Origin of the sequence: Kitasatospora sp. NPDC005748, from assembly GCF_040630735.1 — a bacterium.
Taxonomy (GTDB): domain Bacteria; phylum Actinomycetota; class Actinomycetes; order Streptomycetales; family Streptomycetaceae; genus Kitasatospora.
This window is the reverse complement of record NZ_JBEXYD010000002.1, coordinates 205,579-221,577: the sequence shown is the minus strand read 5'-3', so window position 1 is coordinate 221,577 and position 15,999 is coordinate 205,579. Positions and strand designations below refer to the sequence as shown.

12 protein-coding genes are annotated in these 15,999 nt (G+C 74.6%); 1 reads left to right on the top strand and 11 read right to left on the bottom strand.

Going from position 1 to position 15,999, the window contains the following annotated elements; translation table 11 throughout:
* Positions 1-165 precede the first annotated feature (165 nt).
* The 8 genes from tmk to bldG all read right to left on the bottom strand — a co-directional run bounded on the left by tmk (position 166) and on the right by bldG (position 12,089).
* Entirely contained in the window at positions 166-3,615 is a 3,450-nt protein-coding gene (gene tmk, locus ABZ495_RS02410; protein WP_359834035.1) for a dTMP kinase, read from the bottom strand.
* A gap of 191 nt (positions 3,616-3,806) precedes the next feature.
* Positions 3,807-6,668 carry a type I DNA topoisomerase gene (gene topA, locus ABZ495_RS02405; RefSeq protein WP_359834033.1) on the bottom strand — a complete coding sequence of 954 codons (2,862 nt, stop codon included), beginning with the start codon at positions 6,666-6,668 and terminating at the stop codon, positions 3,807-3,809.
* A 334-nt stretch (positions 6,669-7,002) separates the two neighbouring features.
* On the bottom strand, positions 7,003-7,464 hold the full coding sequence (locus ABZ495_RS02400) for a DUF3592 domain-containing protein (RefSeq protein ID WP_359804144.1): 462 nt from the start codon (positions 7,462-7,464) through the stop codon (positions 7,003-7,005).
* 428 nt (positions 7,465-7,892) lie between these two features.
* Positions 7,893-9,425 carry a methyltransferase gene (locus ABZ495_RS02395; RefSeq protein WP_359834032.1) on the bottom strand — a complete coding sequence of 511 codons (1,533 nt, stop codon included), beginning with the start codon at positions 9,423-9,425 and terminating at the stop codon, positions 7,893-7,895.
* Between the two features lie 155 nt (positions 9,426-9,580).
* Positions 9,581-10,315 (bottom strand): small secreted protein, encoded by a 735-nt coding sequence (locus ABZ495_RS02390; protein WP_359834030.1) that lies wholly within the window; start codon positions 10,313-10,315, stop codon positions 9,581-9,583.
* Positions 10,316-10,519: 204 nt separating this feature from the next.
* Positions 10,520-10,888 carry a cyclophilin-like fold protein gene (locus ABZ495_RS02385; protein ID WP_352291048.1) on the bottom strand — a complete coding sequence of 123 codons (369 nt, stop codon included), beginning with the start codon at positions 10,886-10,888 and terminating at the stop codon, positions 10,520-10,522.
* Between the two features lie 283 nt (positions 10,889-11,171).
* Positions 11,172-11,588 (bottom strand): ATP-binding protein, encoded by a 417-nt coding sequence (locus tag ABZ495_RS02380; RefSeq protein WP_329488498.1) that lies wholly within the window; start codon positions 11,586-11,588, stop codon positions 11,172-11,174.
* 159 nt (positions 11,589-11,747) lie between these two features.
* Entirely contained in the window at positions 11,748-12,089 is a 342-nt protein-coding gene (bldG, locus tag ABZ495_RS02375; RefSeq protein ID WP_148644090.1) for an anti-sigma factor antagonist BldG, read from the bottom strand.
* Between the two features lie 221 nt (positions 12,090-12,310).
* Here bldG and ABZ495_RS02370 point away from each other — a divergent pair, with 221 nt between their 5' ends.
* Complete coding sequence (locus ABZ495_RS02370) at positions 12,311-14,842, top strand: DEAD/DEAH box helicase (protein WP_359834028.1); 2,532 nt, start codon at positions 12,311-12,313, stop codon at positions 14,840-14,842.
* On the opposite strand, the gene ABZ495_RS02365 is transcribed toward ABZ495_RS02370, so the two are convergent.
* From ABZ495_RS02365 to ABZ495_RS02355, 3 genes are all read right to left on the bottom strand, one after another.
* Entirely contained in the window at positions 14,837-15,331 is a 495-nt protein-coding gene (locus tag ABZ495_RS02365; RefSeq protein WP_359834027.1) for an Rv3654c family TadE-like protein, read from the bottom strand. The genes ABZ495_RS02370 and ABZ495_RS02365 overlap by 6 nt on opposite strands.
* Complete coding sequence (locus tag ABZ495_RS02360) at positions 15,319-15,708, bottom strand: TadE family type IV pilus minor pilin (protein WP_359804139.1); 390 nt, start codon at positions 15,706-15,708, stop codon at positions 15,319-15,321. The genes ABZ495_RS02365 and ABZ495_RS02360 overlap by 13 nt, the downstream gene beginning before the upstream one ends.
* A gap of 64 nt (positions 15,709-15,772) precedes the next feature.
* The gene (locus tag ABZ495_RS02355; protein WP_329492157.1) at positions 15,773-15,949 is read right to left on the bottom strand and encodes a DUF4244 domain-containing protein; all 177 of its coding nucleotides are present in this window, start codon (positions 15,947-15,949) and stop codon (positions 15,773-15,775) included.
* Positions 15,950-15,999: the final 50 nt, after the last annotated feature.

The following is a 15,999-nucleotide window of genomic DNA, read 5'->3' as shown; positions in this document are numbered from 1 at the left end:
CGGTACGACGGCGGGCGGTGCCGCCGGAGCACCGCCCCGGCCGCACCGCCCACCGTCCTTCAGGCCCCTGCCCCGCCCCGGCCGAGTCGGCCCACCAGGCCGAGTGGGCCATGTGGACCGCGTGGACCGCGTGGACCGCGTGGGACCGCGCGGGCCGGGACCGAGTCAGCTCCGGCGCCCCCAGCGCCGGCCCTTGCCCTTGCCGTCGCCCCGGTCGTCCGACCCGCCTTGGGCGTCCGTCCTGCCACGGCTCTCCGGCCCGCCGGGGCCGGCCGGAGGAGCGGCCGCGCCACCGCGCGGGTCCTGCGGCGCCGGGTCGGCGGGGCCGCCCTGCTCCCAGCGGGCCCACTCGTCACGCGAGCCCAGCAGGGTGTCGGTGAGGCTCGGCAGGTCGTCCATCGGCGTCTCCTCGGCCCAGGACGGCCGGGGGCGCGGTTCGGCGGCGGGCTGCTCCTCCACGGCCGGGAGCTCGCGGGTGCTGTCGACCGGCGTCTCCCGCCGGGCCGGTCCGGCCGGGCGGGTCGGGCGGGTCGGCTCGACCCGCGGCAGCACCTCGGTCCGGTCCGCCGGACGGGTCGGCTCCACCCGCGGCAGCACCTCCGTCCGGTCGGCGTGGTCGCGCCGCCCGGCACCCGACCGGTCGGGGTCCGCCGAAGGGACTCGGGGCAGCACCGCCGTCTCGTCCGCCGGAGCGGTGGGGACGACCGGCAGCTTCGCCGTCGCGTCGGCCTCCGGAGCCGGGGACGCGGAAGCGCCACCGGCTCCCGCGGCGCCGGCCGCCTCGGCCGCCCGGACGGCCGCCCGGCGGTCCCGCTCGGAGATCTCCTGGGTCGCGTCCTCGGGCTCCGGCACGATCCGCAGCTCGGTGGTCACGTCGTCGGCCGGCGGAGCGGGCCGGTCCGCCCGGTCCGCCGCGCTCTCGGCGGCGGCAGCGGCCGCGGCGAGCGCGGCGGCCTGCGCCAGCCGGGCCTCCTCGGCCCGCTGCAGCGCCTCCTCCGCGCGCCGGCGCTGCTCCTCGCGCTGCAGCTCACGCTGCCGCTGGAGCTCCGCCTGGGCGGCCGCCTCCTCGGCGAGCCGCCGGCGCTCGGCGGCCTCGGCGGCGAGCCGGGCCTCCTCGGCCGCACGCTGCCTGGCCTCCTCCTCGGCCCGCCGGCGGGCTTCCTCCTCCGCCTTGCGCCGGGCCTCCTCGGCCGCCTTGCGCGCCGCCTCGGCGGCGACCCGCTCGGCCTCCTCCTTGGCCAGCCGCTCCTTCTCCGCCTGTTCGGCGCGGAGCTGCTCCAGCAGCTCCAACCGCTTGCGCTCGGCCTCCGCCTCGGCCGCGCGCCGGCGGGCCTCCTCGGCGGCGCGGCGCTCGGCCTCCTCGCGGGCCAGCCGCTCCTGCTCGACCCGGGCGGCCTTCTCCTGCTCGGAGAGCGGCAGCTCGCGGTCGAGCCGGTGGCGGATCGCGGTGGTGACGAAGCCGGGCTGCTGGCTGCCGTCCACGACCAGGTACCGGGCCGGGTCGGCGGCGGCCAGCGAGAGGAAGCCGGACCGGACCCGCTGGTGGAACTCGGTCGGCTCGGACTCCAGCCGGTCCAGCGCCTCGGTGAACCGCTCCCGGGCCCTGGTCGGGTCGACGTCGAGGACGACGGTCAGGTCGGGCACCAGCCCGCCGGTCGCCCAGCGCGAGATCCGGGCCACCTCGGTGGCGGCCAGGTCGCGCCCGGCGCCCTGGTAGGCGATCGAGGAGTCCATGTAGCGGTCGGTGATGACCACCGCGCCGCGGGCCAGCGCCGGGCGGATGACGTTCTCGACGTGCTCGGCCCGGTCGGCGGCGTAGATCAGCGCCTCGGCGCGGTGCGACAGACCGGTGTTGCCGACGTCCAGGACGAGACCGCGCAGCCGCTGCCCGACCGGGCTGCCGCCGGGCTCACGGGTGAGCACCACCTCGTGGCCCTTGCCCCGGATCCACTCGGCGAGCGCCTGGGCCTGGGTGGACTTGCCGGCGCCGTCGCCGCCCTCCAGGGCGATGAAGAAGCCGGTACCGGTGGTGCGGTGCGGGGCCGGACCGGCGGCGCCGCGCACGGCGTCGACGAGGTCGCGGCCGAACGGGGCGGTGCCCCGCCGGTCGTCGGTCTTGAGCAGCACGACGGCCGCGAGCACCAGCGTCAGCAGCCCGGCGGTGGCCACCGCGAGGGCCGCGCCGCCGTGGATGAAGGTGAACGAGCCGGGCTCGACCGTGCCGTACTCGACCTCGCCGTAGGCCGCGGCGACCAGCGGGACGAGGATCAGCGCGCCGCCCACCACGGCCCGCAGCACCGCGTACAGGTGCTCGTCGACCGTCGGGAGCCGCGCCTCCTCGACCTCCTGGGCGAGCAGCGAGCGCCCGGCCGAGACGACGATCCCGGCGGCCAGGCCGGCCAGCACGGTCAGCAGCAGCACCAGGACGAAGTCCAGCACCAGGCCGGCCAGGATCAGCGCGACGCCCTCGGTCAGCAGCGCCAGTGCGAGCAGCCGGCGGCGGGAGAGCGCGGGCAGGGTGGCCCGGGTGAGCCGGGAGCCGAGCGCCGGGGTGCCGACGGCGGCGAGCACCAGCAGGCCGTAGCCGATCGGCCCGGCCCGGTGCTCGGCGGCGGTCAACAGCGCGAGCGCCGCGACGCCCGCCATCGAGGCGAAGGCGGCGGCGACCGAGAAGGTGAAGTAGGGGGCGGCGCCGGTGCGGCCCTTGCTCAGCGCGGGGCCGGGCGTGGCGTCGGTCGGCGCGCGCAGGCTCCGCAGCGGGGAGTGCGGAGGGGCCACCGTCGGACCGCCGGGCAGCTGCTGGAGGTACGCCCGGACGGCCGAGACCGTGAACAGGGCGGCCGCGCCGAGCGCCGCGAAGGTGGTCTGGTGGACGCGCAGCCAGTCCGAGCCGAGGGCCGCGAAGACGTTGTTGACCAGGGTGAGCGCGACCAGCGCGGCTGCCGCGAGCGGCACGGTGGCCCAGCCGGTGCGGCGGTCCAGCGTCCGCACGCTCTCCAGGTTGGCCGCGGACGGACGCTGCTCCCCGGGGGGCGCGAAGGGGTTGGCCGGCGGCAGCAGGCCGGGTACGGCGGCGCCCTTGGCGATCGCCCAGACCCGCTCGGCCGCACCGGTCACGAAGACGGTGGCGAGCAGTACGTAAGTCGCGGCGGCGGAGGGCCCGGAGTCGGAGCCCAGCCAGACGATCCACCAGGGCGCGACGCCGATCAGCACGGCCCGCAGCGCGTTGGCGCCGAGCAGCGTCCAGCGCCGGTCCAGGCGGCCGCTGAGCAGCCCGTGCACCGGGCCGAGCAGGGCGGCGCCGACCAGCAGGGTGGCGGCCAGCCGGGCCGCGAAGACCGCGGCGACGGCGAAGGCGAGGCTGCGCGGCAGGTCGCCGAACTGTCCGCCGAGGGCGGCCGCGATCACCGTCAGCGCGAGCAGCACCAGCAGCCCGAGCCGGTCGGCGGTGCCGCCGATCAGCTGGGTGGTCCAGAGGCGGCGGTAGGGGCGCAGCCGCAACAGTGCCCGGGCGCGCTCACCGGGGGTTCCGGCGGGCGCGACCTCCGGCAGGTCGGGCGTGCCGGCTCTGGCGGCACCGCCGGTGCCGGGGGTGGGCTGCTCCTCGCTCGTCATACGGTCAGCGTAGCGGTCGGCACCGGTGGGAAAAGAGGGGTGCGGGCTTCCGGATGCCCGTCATTGCAGGGTTGTGACGCGCCGCGCACACGCTCGCCACCCCGCGCCGGAGGTGCTCGCGCACCGGTCGCCCACAGACCTCGGGCCCGCGCCTCCGAAGAGGGCGCGGGCCCGATGCCGCTGGTGGAGGGTCAGCCCTCGTCGACGGCGGCGGTCTTGCTCGCGGCGGCCTTCTTGGTCGCCGTCTTCTTCGCGGCGGCCTTGGTCGTCGTCTTCTTGGCCGTGGTCTTGGCCGCGGCCGTCTTGGTGGTGGTGGTCTTCTTGGTGGCGGTCTTCTTGGCCGCCGCCTTCTTCGCCGGGGCCTTCTTGGCCGTCTTCTTCACCGGCCCGCGGGCCCGCTTCTCCGCCAGCAGCTCGTAGCCGCGCTCGGGAGTGATGGTCTCGACCTCGTCGTCCTTGCGCAGCGTCGCGTTGGTCTCGCCGTCGGTGACGTACGGGCCGAACCGGCCGTCCTTGACCACCACCGGACGCTCGCTGACCGGGTCGGTGCCCAGCTCCTTGAGCGGCGGCGCGGCCGCGGCCCGGCCGCGCTGCTTGGGCTGGGCGTAGATGGCCAGGGCCTCCTCCAGGGTGACCGTGAACATCTGCTCCTCGCTGGTGAGCGAGCGGGAGTCGGTGCCGCGCTTGAGGTACGGCCCGTAGCGGCCGTTCTGCGCGGTGATCTCGACGCCCTCCTGGTCGAGACCGACCACGCGCGGCAGGGACAGCAGCTTCAGCGCATCGTCGAGCGTGACGGTGTCCAGCGACATCGACTGGAGCAGCGACGCGGTCCGCGGCTTCACGGCGTTCTTGCCGGTCTTCGGCGTGCCCTCGGGCAGGATCTCGGTCACGTAGGGGCCGTACCGGCCGTCCTTGGCGACCAGCTGGTTGCCGCTGACCGGGTCCTGGCCGAGCTCGAAGTCGCCGCTGGGCTTGGCCAGCAGCTCCTCGGCCAGCTCGACGGTGAGCTCGTCCGGCGGCAGCTCGTCCGGGATGTCGGCGCGCCGGCCGGGCTCGCCCTCCACGGTGGAGGCGCGCTCGACGTACGGGCCGTAACGGCCGACCCGCAGGGTGAGGTCGTCGCTGATCCGGAACGAGCTGATCTCCCGGGCGTCGATCGCGCCGAGGTCGGTGACCAGTTCCTTCAGACCGCCCAGGTGGTCGCCGTCGCCGTTGCCGGCCTCGGCGGCGCCGCCGGGGGCGTGGCCCTCGCCCTCACCGAAGTAGAAGCGCTTCAGCCACGGCACGGACTGCGCCTCGCCCGCGGCAATGCGGTCGAGGTCGTCCTCCATCCGCGCGGTGAAGTCGTAGTCGACCAGCCGACCGAAGTGCTTCTCCAGCAGGTTCACCACGGCGAAGGAGAGGAACGACGGCACCAGCGCCGTCCCCTTCTTGAAGACGTAGCGGCGCCCGATGATGGTGTCGATGATCGAGGCGTAGGTGGACGGGCGGCCGATCTCCCGGTCCTCCAGCTCCTTGACCAGCGAGGCCTCGGTGTAGCGGGCCGGCGGCTTGGTGGCGTGGCCCTCCGGGGTGAGCTGCTCGGCGGACAGCGGGTCGCCCTCGGTCACCTGCGGCAGCCTGCGCTCGCGGTCGTCCAGCTCGGCGTTCGGGTCGTCGGCGCCCTCGACGTAGGCCTTGAGGAAGCCGTGGAAGGTGATGATCTTGCCCGAGGCGGAGAACTCGGCGTCCCGGCCGTCCGCGGAACGGCCGCCGACCTTCACGGTCACCGACTTGCCGACCGCGTCCTTCATCTGGGAGGCGACGGTGCGCATCCAGATCAGCTCGTAGAGCCGGAAGTCGTCGCCGCTCAGGCCGGTCTCGGCCGGGGTGCGGAAGCGGTCGCCGGAGGGGCGGACGGCCTCGTGCGCCTCCTGGGCGTTCTTGACCTTGCTGGCGTACGTGCGCGGCGCGTCCGGCAGGTAGTCGGCCCCGTAGAGCTGGGTGACCTGCGCCCGGGCGGCCGAGATCGCGGTCTCCGACAGCGTGGTGGAGTCGGTACGCATATAGGTGATGAAGCCGTTCTCGTACAGCTTCTGGGCCACCTGCATGGTCCGCTTGGCACCGAAGCCCAGCTTGCGGCTGGCCTCCTGCTGGAGCGTGGTGGTGCGGAACGGCGCGTACGGCGAGCGGCGGTACGGCTTGGACTCGACGCTGCGGACACCGAACGAGGTCTGCTCCAGGGCGGCGGCCAGCGCGCGGGCGGCCTGCTCGTCCAGGTGCAGGGTGTTGACGCTGCCGGCCTTCAGCCGGCCGTCCGAACCGAAGTCGCGGCCGCTGGCGATCCGCTTGCCGTCGACGGCCGAGAGCCGGGCGCCGAAGGTCTCCGGGTTGGCGGCGTCGGCCGGGGTGCGGCCGGTGCCGAAGGTGGCGACCAGGTCCCAGTAGGAGGCGCTGCGGAAGGCGATCCGCTCGCGCTCCCGCTCGACCACCAGGCGGGTCGCGACGGACTGGACGCGGCCCGCCGACAGCTTCGGCATGACCTTCTTCCAGAGCACCGGCGAGACCTCGAAGCCGTAGAGGCGGTCGAGGATGCGGCGGGTCTCCTGGGCGTCGACCAAGCGCTGGTTCAGCTCGCGCGGGTTGGCCACCGCCTCCTGGATCGCGGTCTTGGTGATCTCGTGGAACACCATCCGGTGCACCGGCACCTTGGGCTTCAGGACCTGCTGGAGGTGCCACGCGATGGCCTCGCCCTCGCGGTCCTCATCGGTGGCGAGGAAGAGTTCGTCGGACTCGGCCAGCAGCGACTTCAACTTGCTGACCTGGGACTTCTTGTCCGCGTTCACCACGTAGATGGGCGCGAAGTCGTGGTCGACATCGACGCCGAGGCGGCGCACCTCGCCGGTGTACTTGTCCGGGACCTCTGCCGCTGTGCTGGGCAGGTCCCGGATGTGCCCGACGCTCGCCTCGACGATGTAGCCGGGGCCAAGGTAGCCCTTGATCGTCTTCGCCTTGGCCGGCGACTCGACAATGACGAGTCGCTGTCCGTGCGCGGTCTCGCTGCTCGGGGACACCTTCGCTCTTCTCTCCCGGTCGTTACGTGAGCTGGTCGGCGCCGGCAGCACAGGCTGCGCTCCGCCCGACCCCTCCACCGTCCCGGGGGCGCCGCTGCACGACGACCCCACCAGCGGAGTGTGACCGTACCCCGGCCACCCTTGTCAAACGGAAGGATCCTGCTTTTTCACCGGCAAGGCCGACCGACGCCACTCGAACGGTAACCCGATGATGGAGGATCGCGCCCCGTGGAGGGGGGCTTCGGCGGGTTTCGAAGGATGGAATGACGGATTTCAAAATCTGTCAACGGAAAATCGACACCTCGCGGCGGGCGGAGCGGCGGTGGGACGGGGCTCAGCCCGTGAGGCCGGCGGCGATCAGTACCGCCCCCGCGGCCACGCAGCCGGTGCCGAGCGAGGTCCAGAGCAGATCGGCCACCGCCGCCCGGCCGGTTTCCGCCGCCGCCAGGACCGCGCGGCTCGGCCGCCGAGGATCGTAGGAGATACGGACGGATGCCCCGGGCGCGAAGCGGGCCGGCCGGCGCAGCGGGGTGTGGCCGCGCGGGCGGGTGATCACCAGCTCGGCGCATCGCCCCGGGCCGGAGGCGCCGGTGACGGCCGGTGCGGAGAAGGAGAGCAGCGGTGCGCTGTCCAGCTCACCGTGGGCGTCGGCCTCGGCGACCACCGTGGCCACCGTCGGCACGCCACGGCGCCGCACCAGGTGGCGAAGGCGCACTTCGGACGCGCACCAGAGCAGCAGTGCGCCGCCGAAGAGCGCGAGCACCGCGCCGCCCGCCGTGGCCGTCGTCGTGTCCACCCCTTGCCCCCAGCTCTGTCCACAGCCTGTGGACAGAGCTTCACAGCCCGGGGCCAACGCGGGACAGCCGTTCGGCGGCCGGCGGGCGAACCAGGAGACACCGGGAGATGAACCGGCAGGGGCTCGACCCGGCCCGTTCGGACCGGATCGGGTCGTGCCGGACCGAGCCGTGGCGGGCCGTCGGACCGCGCCGGGCCGTGCCGGGTCACGGCAGGCCGTTTCGAGCCACGGCAGGCCGCGGCGGGGCCGCCTTCGGGCTTCGACGCGAGCCGAACGAACGAGGGCACCGGCGGGTGGCGGACGGACACCGGGTGTCGGCCGCGGGTGGGCGGCCGACCGGGCGCCGGGGGCGGCGGACCCGCAGGGCGGCCGGCCTGCGGGGCAGCGGGGCAGCAGGCCCGCGGGCCCGCGGGGCGGCTCCGGGGCCGTTACTCGACCGGTCGGATGAACCCCTGCTCGGTGAGGAGCCGCAAGGACTCCGGCACCCGGTCCCGCAGGACCACCCGGTCCTCGCCGAGCAGCTGCGCGATGGCGTCCACGATCTCGCCGGCCGACAGCGTCCCGTCGCAGACCCCGGCGAACCCGGCTCCCACCGTGTCCACCTTGGTGGCCCGCCGCATGCCGCGGTTGTGGCGCAGGATCACGTGCTCCGGGTCCTCCGCCCCGGGTGCGCCGACCTGCTCCTGGACCACCTCGTCGGCCAGCACGTACCGGGCCGCGAGCAGCCCCGCGTCGTCGTGCGTGCGCAGGTAGTCCTGCCGGTCGAACCACTCCTCGATGTGCGGGCCGAGCGGCTGCTCGACCGGGTGCGGCCACTCCTCCACCCGGACGGTCGGCCGCTCGGCGCCGCTCGCCCGCAGCGTGATCCAGCCGAAGCCGATGCCCTCGACCCGGCCCGCCTCGAAGGCATCCAGCCACTCGCCGTACCGGGCCTGGTAGTCACCGCCGGCGCCGCGGTGGTCACCGCCGTCGCGCAGCCACAACTCGGCGTACTGGGCGACGTCCTGGACCTCCCGCTGGACGACCCAGGCGTCCAGGCCGGTGCCCGCCACCCAGCCGGCCAGCCGGTCGTGCCAGTCCTCGCCCTTGACGTGCTGCCAGTTGGCGAGCAACTGGCAGTAGCCGCCCGGCTCCAGGTGCGCGGCGGCGGAGCGGACCAGACTGCGGCAGAGGTCGTCGCCGGCCATGCCGCCGTCGCGGTAGGTGAAGCGGCCGGTGGGCGAGATCACGAACGGCGGGTTGGAGACGATCAGGTCGAACTTCCGCTCCCCGACCGGCTCGAAGAGGCTGCCGGCGGCGGCGTCGGTGTTGTCGAAGCCGGAGAGCGCGAGCGTCAGCTCGGTGAACCTCAGCGCCCGCGGATTGAGGTCGGTGGCGGTGACCCGCTGCGCGTGCCGGGCGGCGTGCAGGGCCTGCACCCCGGAGCCCGAGCCGAGGTCCAGGGCGGCCCGGACCGGGCGGCGCACCGTGATGTTGGCCAGCGTCGTGGAGGCGCCCCCCACCCCGAGCACCAGGTCCTTGCGGGCCACGCCGTGCGCGGTCTCGCCGGAGCCGATCCCGCCCGCGCCGCCGACCGCGCAGCCCAGGTCGGAGACCACCCAGGCGTCCGAACTGGGCAGACCGGAGACCTCGTTGGCGTACGGGCGGACGTCCACGGTGGCGCGCACCTGCTCCCCGTCCGCGCGCAGCCAGCCGTCGGTCAGACAGTCCTCGACCGGCAGCGCGGCGGCGGCCGCCTTGTACGGCACGGGCTGCTGCAGCAGGAACAGCCGCACCAGCGTCTCCAGCGGGCTGCCGCCACGGGTCGCGCGCAGCGCCGGGACGGCCTCGCTGCGCGCCAGCGCCGCGTAGCCGGTGGGCCCGAGCAGGTCGAGGCAGCCGTCGGCGGTGTACGCGGCGGCGAGCAGCGCCTCACGGAACTTGGGGAGGCGGGTCGGGTCGAGAACGGGGCTACTGATCACCCCGCCATTGTCCCCCCGGCCGCCGGGCCCGCTCCCCGCCGGGGCCGCCCGTGCCCGGGCCGGGCCGCCGACCAGCCCGCGCCGAGCACGGGCGGGCGGGACCCGCTCCGGACGGGGACGAGGCTCCGGACGGGGTCGGCTCCGGACCGGTCGGGTCAGCTCGCCGAGGGCGCGGGGCTGGACGCGGCGGGGGCGGGCGGGGCCGAGGTCGCGGCCGGGTCCGTCGCGGCCTGGCTGCCCGCCGGGCTCGCGCCGTCGGTCGCGCCGTCGGTGGCGCCGGGCGCGGGGGTGCCGGTGCTGCCGCCGGCCGCCGGCGTCCCGCTCGCTCCGGCAGTCGGCGCCGCGGCGGCCGAGCCCGGCTTGCAGCCCTCCTGCTTGGCCATCGCGGCACCGAGGTCGCCGCGCTGCAGCTTGGCCTGTGCCTGGGTGGAGAGCGAGGCCAGCTTCTGCACCTGGTCGGCGACGCTGCGCAGCCCGTCGGCGAACTTCGCCTGTTCGTCGTTGGGCAGCGCGTCCAGCTTCTTCTGGACGTCGAGGTACAGGTCGGCCGCCTTGTTGAGCTCGGAGACGGTGTCCTTCTGGAGGTTCCCGCCCTCGTCGACCTTGGGCGCACCGGCGGAGTCGATGGCGGCGGCGATCTCCTGGTTGGTCTTGGCCAGCCGCCCGATGTCGGCGGAGAGGCGCTTCTGCAGATCGGCCGGGGCCTCACCGGTCTTCACCTGGCCGGTGTCCGCCAGAGCGGTCTGCGCCTGGGCGATCGGGTCCTTGGCCGCGCCGCAGACGTTCGCCGCCCAGGACTCCAGCTGCTTGCTGTTGTCGTCGCCGCAGCCGACGGCGCCGAACGCCAGCAGCGCGCCGAGCGCGGGTACGGCCAGCAGTCGCTTGTTCACCGGGAGAAGCCCTTTCGGTTTCGGTCGTCGAACTGCGAACCTACACGGCCGCCACCCGGCCCCCGGTTCCCGCCCGTACCGGCTCCGTCGGTCTCCCCGGCCTGGACCGGTCGCTCCTCTCCTTCGGACGGCTTTCCCCGGCCTCGGGGGCCCTCACGGCGGGAGGCGTACCGGGCCGGGGATATGGACTCAGGCCGACCGGGTTCAGGCCCGCTCGACCCTGACCGGGTCGTTCGGGCGGACGGTGCGCAGCACTTCGGGATCCCCGTCCAGGGAGCCGAGGATGTTGCAGGGGCTGGCCAGCCGGCACTCGCCGTCCCGGGAGATCGGCGTCGGCCCGAAGGGCAGCGCGAGGCTGTCACCGTCCGTCCAGAACGCCACGGTGCCCGGCTCGACGACCTGCCGGGCGTCGTCCTCCCGGGGCACGCTGACCGGCGTCCCGAAGTACACCTCCTCGCCCCAGGTACTGGCCGACGAGCTGATCGGCAACGCACCCCAGAGCGCCTGGGCGGTGGGGGTGGCCGTGAGCGTGGCGAGCGCCTGACCGGCGGGCCACAGGATGCGAATCCGCATGGGTTCCCTCTTCTACGACAGACCCGATCACCGATCGGGGCCGGTCGTGCCGAGAGCAGGGAACCGTCGGATTCAACAGTTTGTCAATGCGCTCCCGCCAGGTGGACTCCCCGGCTGCGGCCGTGGTGTCGCGCGAGGGACGTGTGCGGCAACCGGTCGGCCGTCACGACGGCGGCGCGGCCGCAACGGCGCGCGAGGACCACGACAGCGGCCACCGCCGTGGTCGGCGGGCAGCAGGAACCGGCCGGACGGGAGGGCCCGGTCGGCCGTCGGCAGTCGCCGGTCAGAGTGCCATCGCGTCGACCGAGACCGGCCAGCTCATCCGGATCAGGCCACCGCTCGCTCCGCTGGTGACCTCCAGCTCCTCCACCAGTCCGGTGATCACGGCGAGCCCCAGGGTGTCCTCGTCCGGATCGCCTTCGGCAGCACCCGGGGCCGGCACGGTGGCGGGGCCCGCCTCGTCCTCGACCTCGATGAGGAAACGCTTCTCCTGGTCCGTGAGAGCGACCCTCACCGCACCGGTGATGCCACCGCGCTGGTGCAGGCCGACCGCACGGGAGCACGCCTCACCCACGGCGAGCCGGACCTCGTCGAGCACCGACTCGTCGACCCCGGCTCGTCTTGCCACAGCCGCGGCGACCAGCCGGGCCGTACGGACATGCTCGGGAAGCGCGCTGAATCGAAGTTCGACGGTTGCCATCTCTCCCCCTCGGGGTGTCCGGCCGAGGCCGGGCATGCGGGCCCCTGCGAACCGGTCCCACCGGCTCCGGGGCGGGCCCGGACGGGCCGGGGCCACACGGGGCCCCGGCACGCCGGACACGTGGATCGGACGGGTCGACACGAGGCCGGCCCGGCCTGGTCAGTCGGTCGAGTTGACCGCGTCGTCCACCGAGGTGTGGATCGGGAAGACCTTGGTCAGGCCGGTGATGCGGAAGATCTTCAGAATGCGCTCCTGGTTGCACACCAGGCGCAGCGAGCCCTCATGGGCCCGCACTCGCTTCAGACCGCCCACCAGCACGCCCAGACCGGTCGAGTCGAGGAAGTCCACGCCCTCCATGTCGACGACGAGGTGGTAATTGCCGTCGTTGACGAGCTCGACCAACTGCTCACGCAGCTTCGGGGCGGTGTACACATCGATCTCGCCGCCAACCTCGACGACCGTGCGATCGCCGACTGTACGGGTCGACAGGGACAGGTCCACGGAACCTCCAGCACCTTGCCTTGCTACGTCATTGCGATCTTCGGCCGGACGGCCGTCACCGCATGGTCGCGTACCCCGGACGCGCCCAATCACGCGTGGCGAGCCTCAGCGCTGCGACCCCCGGCCGTACGGCCGTCACGGCCACATTCAACCACCTGCGACCATGACCGCACGATGGCTTACGACGATTCTCCGTCACGCCGGTGACACACTGGGTCCTCATGCCGCCCCGTCACAGCCTGCCCGAGGCACTGCTCACGACCCTGTCCACCACCCGGGGGCGGTCGGACCGGCTCACCCATACGGAGCACCTTCCCGCCCGACCAGCACGTTATTCACCGTGGCCCGACTCGATCCGACCCGAGATCGTCGCCTCCGCCCGGGAGCTGGGCGTGGAACGTCCTTGGGCCCATCAGGCAGAAGCGATGAACCTGGCCAAAAGCGGCCATACTGTGGTGATCGCCACAGGAACCGCCTCGGGCAAGTCGCTCGGCTATCTGGCGCCGGTGCTCAGCGACCTGCTGGACGGGACCGAGGCCCGCAACGGCCGTGGCGCCACCGCGCTCTACCTGGCCCCGACGAAGGCGCTCGCCGCCGACCAGCGGCGACGGGCCGCCGAACTCGCCCCGCCCAGGGTCCGGCCCGCCCTCTACGACGGCGACACCCCGCCCGAGGAACGCGAGTGGGTCCGCCAGTACGCCTCCTACGTGCTCACCAATCCCGACATGCTGCACCGCGGCATCCTGCCCGCGCACGCGCGCTGGTCCTCCTTCCTCAAGACGCTGCGCTACGTGGTGGTCGACGAGTGCCACAGCTACCGGGGCGTGTTCGGCTCGCACGTCGCCCAGGTGCTGCGCCGACTGCGCCGGATCTGTGCCCGGTACGGCTCCTCCCCGACCTTCCTGTTGGCCTCGGCCACCACCGCCGACCCGGGCGCCACCGCCCGGCTGCTCACCGGGCTGCCCGCCGAAGCCGTCACCGAGGACGCCTCGCCGCGCGGTCCGATGGTGTTCGGGCTCTGGGAGCCGCCGCTCACCGAGAACGTCGGCGAGCACGGGGCCCCGGTCCGCAGGACGGCCACCGCCGAGGCCGCCCACCTGCTGACCGACCTCGTCGAACGGCAGACCCGCACCGTCGTGTTCGTCCGCTCCCGCCGGGCGGCCGAACTCGTCGCGCTCCAGGCCCAGGACCAGCTCGGCCGACCGCTCGCCGACCGGGTCGCCGCCTACCGCGGTGGCTACCTCGCCGACGAGCGCCGGGCCCTCGAACGCGATCTGCAGTCCGGCCGGCTGCTCGGCGTCGCCTCCACCTCCGCTCTCGAACTGGGCGTCGACATCTCGGGTCTGGACGCCGTCCTGATGGCCGGGTACCCCGGCACCCGGGCCTCGCTCTGGCAGCAGGCCGGGCGGGCCGGGCGCGAGGCCCAGGGCGCCCTGGCCGTCCTGATCGCCCGCGACGACCCGCTGGACACCTACCTGGTGCACCACCCGGAGGCGCTCTTCGCCACGCCCGTCGAAGCCACCGTGCTCGACCCCGACAATCCGCACGTCCTCGCCCCGCACCTGTGCGCGGCGGCCGCCGAACTCCCACTCACGGACAGCGACCTGGACCTGTTCGGCCCCTCCGCGGGCCCGCTGCTGCCCGTCCTGGAGCGGCGCGGGCTGCTCCGCCGCCGCGGTGGCGGTTGGTACTGGACCCGCCGCGAACGCGCCGCCGACGCCGTCGACCTGCGTGGCAGCGGTGGCAACCCGGTGCAGATCGTCGAGGCCCCGACCGGCCGGCTGCTGGGCACCGTGGACGCCTCCGCCGCCCACACCACCGTCCACACCGGGGCCGTCCACATCCACCGGGGACGCAGCTACCTCGTCCGGGACTTCGACCTGGACAGCTCCGTCGCCCTGGTCGACCCGGCCGACCCGCCGTACACGACGGCCGCCCGGGACATCACCTCCATCTCAGTGCTCTCCACCGACACCTCCCACGCCTGGGGCGAGGGCCGGCTCAGCTTCGGTTCGGTGGAGGTCGTCAACCAGGTGGTCGGCTACCTCCGCAAACGGATCTCCACCGGGGAGATCATGGGCGAGACCAAACTCGACCTGCCGCCCCGGACCCTGCGGACCCGGGCGGTCTGGTGGTCCGTCACCGAGGACCAGCTGCTCGACGCGGACATCCCGCTCGACCAGTTGCCCGGGGCCGCCCACGCCGCCGAACACGCCTCCATCGGCCTGCTGCCGCTCTTCGCCACCTGCGACCGCTGGGACATCGGCGGTGTCTCGGTGCCGCTGCACCCCGACACCGAGCTGCCGACGGTCTTCGTCTACGACGGCCACGCGGGCGGGGCCGGGTTCGCCGAACGCGGCTTCCAGCGCGCCGTCCAGTGGCTGACGGCCACCCGGGAGGCGATCGCCGCCTGCGAGTGCGAACGCGGCTGCCCGTCCTGCGTGCAGTCGCCCAAGTGCGGAAACGGCAACGAACCGCTGGACAAGGCGGCCGCCGTCCGACTGCTGGACATCCTGCTCGCCGGAGCACCGGCGGCCGACGGGGCCGGGGCCCCAAGCGGGGACGGGGACGGGGACCGGACCGGTGGCGGAGACCGAGACCGAGACCGAGACGGGGACGGAGACGGGGACCGAGACGGGGACCGAGACGGGGACGGAGACGGGGACGGGGACCGAACGCCTCACGAGCCTCAGGGCGACGGTGACCCGGAGGCCGGGGCCGGGGCGGCCGAGCCGTCCGCCGGGGGCTCATGAGCCGCCTGCCGTCGCACTGACGCCCTCGTCCGCGGCAGCAGTGGTAGCAGCAGCCGCGGCACGGATCGGCCCGGCTCGGGAACGGGCCCGCGCCGGCCCGATCGGCAGATCCACCGGAAGGCGGCCGATCGACACCTCCGCCACCACCTCGACGGCGTCCGCCTCCCGGTCCACCGTGCAGGACACCAGGGCGGCCGCCTGTGCCCGTGCGATCCCGGCGGCCCGGGCGCACCCGCCGTCCAGGTCCAGCAGCAGCCGGTCGGCCGCCGCGAGGGCCGCCAGGTCGGCGGCGGACTCGGCGCGGTGGCGGGCGCCCACCACCGCGCCGACCGAGAGGACCGCGGCGAACGTCGTGCAGCCGAGCACCGCGAACGCGACCAGCCAGACCGTCGCGGATCCGCCGTCGCTCGGGCGCCCGACGGCTGCACGGGCGCCCCGGACTCTGGCCACCCTGCCCATCACGGCCGCCCCAGGGATCAGGAGGGCCATGGACCCGCACCCCCGCCGCCCGTCAGGGTGTCCTCCCGCGCCGCCACCGCGGCCGCGCCGAGCCGTACCGAGAGCAGGCCGGCGAGCCGGCCCGGGGCCACCGAGGGCGCGTCCACCGTGACCCGAACCGTGTCCGCCTCGACGGCCACCCGCACAGCAGCCCCGGGCGGGGCCGCCGCCTGGGCGATCGCGGCAGCGTCCACCTCGCCACGCGCGGCCGCGCGGGCGCCCACCCGCGCCGCGTCGACGCAGCGGATCTGCGCGGCCGCCGCGAGCACTCCCCAGATCAGCATCACGGCGAGCAGGACCAGGGCCGGCATCGCCACCGCCGTCTCGGCGGTGACGAAGCCCGCGTCCCGGCGACGGAGCGGGGTCACCCCGGCTGCCCCAGACGTCCTGGCTGCCCCGAATGCCCCGGGAGGCCTGCCGGCCCGCCGGCCGTCACGACGCATGGAGCGCCCGGGTGATGACCTCGGTCAGAGCTTCGACGATGGCCGTGCTCGTCACCACCTTGTACAGCACGGCGGCCAGCGCGCACGCGGCGACCGTGCCCACGGCGTATTCGGCGGTGGTCATTCCGGCGTCCGACCTGCCCCGGGCGCGAGCGGCCCGTCGGATCCGGACGGCCGCCCAGCGACTCCGCCGGCGACACACCCCGAGCAGGCGCC